This is a genomic window from Streptomyces viridiviolaceus, from assembly GCF_014650995.1.
GTDB classification, from domain to species: domain Bacteria; phylum Actinomycetota; class Actinomycetes; order Streptomycetales; family Streptomycetaceae; genus Streptomyces; species Streptomyces viridiviolaceus.
In genome coordinates this window covers 1-1,721 of sequence record NZ_BMWA01000081.1, presented here as the reverse complement: position 1 = coordinate 1,721, position 1,721 = coordinate 1, and the positions used below count along the sequence as shown (strand labels likewise).

Annotated in this window: 1 protein-coding gene; it reads right to left on the bottom strand. The window is 66.0% G+C overall.

Features of this window, described 5'->3' with window-relative positions; translation table 11 throughout:
* Nucleotides 1-29: 29 nt before the first annotated feature.
* Entirely contained in the window at nt 30-1,292 is a 1,263-nt protein-coding gene (locus IE260_RS40955; protein WP_189881011.1) for an IS110 family RNA-guided transposase, read from the bottom strand.
* Nucleotides 1,293-1,721 lie beyond the last annotated feature (429 nt).

Below are 1,721 nucleotides of genomic sequence, written 5' to 3'. Positions count from 1 at the left end.
GCCGACAAGACATCCCACGCGGATAAGCGTCAAGCCGCCGCTGCTTGGAGCTCTGCTGGAGCCTGTGGGAAAGCGATCGCTTCGCTGTAGGCGTGACCGGTCTGGAGACAGTGGAAGAGCATGCTTATGAAGCGGTTGAAGAGATTGCGCTGTGCTGCGACGTGGCGGTCGCCGGCTGCTCGTCGGCGGTCGTAGTGCGCTCTGGCGCCGGGTGACCTGGTGAGCGAGTTGAAGGCCCAGACGTAGCCGACGGCGGCCAGTCTCTGGTTCTTGACCTTCCGGCTCATGACCTTGCAGCTCTTGCCGCTGGCTCTGGTGACGGGGGCGCTTCCCGCGTAGGCCTTGAGGGATCCGGCGGTGGCGAAGCGGGTCCGGTCGTCGCCGATCTCCGCCAGGACTCGGGCGCCGGTCAGTGCGGCGAGGCCCGGAAAGCTGCGGATGACCGGCGCGTCCGGATGCTCCTCGAAGGCCTGTGTAACGGCTTCTTCGAGCTGGTCGGCGTTTTCGCAGGCGGTGTTCAGCTGCCTGAGCAGTGCGGAAGTCTGATGTCCGAGAGCCGCTTCGACCTGCGGGAGCTGGTGGAGGTAGTCGCGTTTGAAGATTTCGTGGAGCCGTTCGGCTTCGGCCTGGATGCCGCGGATGCGGCCGGCCTGTTTGAGCAGCGACTGCAGACGCCGCCGTGTCAGCTTCGCAGCCGATGCTGGGGTCGGTGCCGCGGCCAGGATGCTGCGGGCTTCCCTTGAGCACAGGCCGTGCTTGTGCTGGGCGAAGGCGTCGAGGATCGCCGGATAGAACTCTCTGAGCTGGGAGCGAAGCTTGTTGTGGGCCTGGCCGCGGGCCCAGACGGCGTCCTGCTGGGCCCGGGCGAGCACGGCGATGGCCTGGACGAGTTCGGAGTCCGCCGGCAGCGGGCGGTGGGCGGCCATGTCCGTTCGCAGGATGTTGGCCAGTGCCGCGGCGTCGACGGCGTCGGACTTCTTGCGGGCGACGGAGTGGCGGTCCCGGTAGCGGGCGACAGCCAGCGGATTGATCGCGAAGACCGCTCGGCCGGTGGCCCGCAGGCAGGAAACAAGCAGTCCGCGTGATGTCTCGATCGCCACCGGAACGGGTATGTCCTCGCTGTCACCGTGCTCGGCCAGCAGAGCCATGAGCTGAGCAAAGCCTGCCGCATCGTCGCTGATCCGCACCTTGGCGAGCTGTTGTCCACCCGCATCGACCAGTGCGATGTCGTGGTGATCTTCGGCCCAGTCCACCCCGCAGAACACTGGCGTCGGTAACTCGGTGATCTCCATCCGGTCCTCCTTCGTGACGGCTCTCTTGCCAGGTCAGAGCCTGTGCAGGGTGCGCGTGCTCCCTAATGGAAGTGCTCAAGGCACGTCATCCCACCAGCCGTTCGCAACCCCAGCGAGTCACACGGCCCTCGGTCCGCGTCAGAGCTGAAAGCTCAAGGCAGAGCTGAGAGGTGATCCGCGCAACCGGCTCGGACTACGAACAGCCAACCGCCCGAGAGCCGCAGGCGGACCGTCCCGCAGGAACAGCATCTTCTTCGGTGCCCTTGCAGAACGAACCGCACCTGATTCCGAACACTCCTGACCTGACTGCTGGGCGCGAGCCGGCCTCGTCTTGTCAACAGGGCTCTCAGGCCCAGGCATACTCAAAGGCTCGACTCGCGCCCACGAAGGTCAGCACCAACCGGCCTTCGCCTCCCATTAGGCGTACTC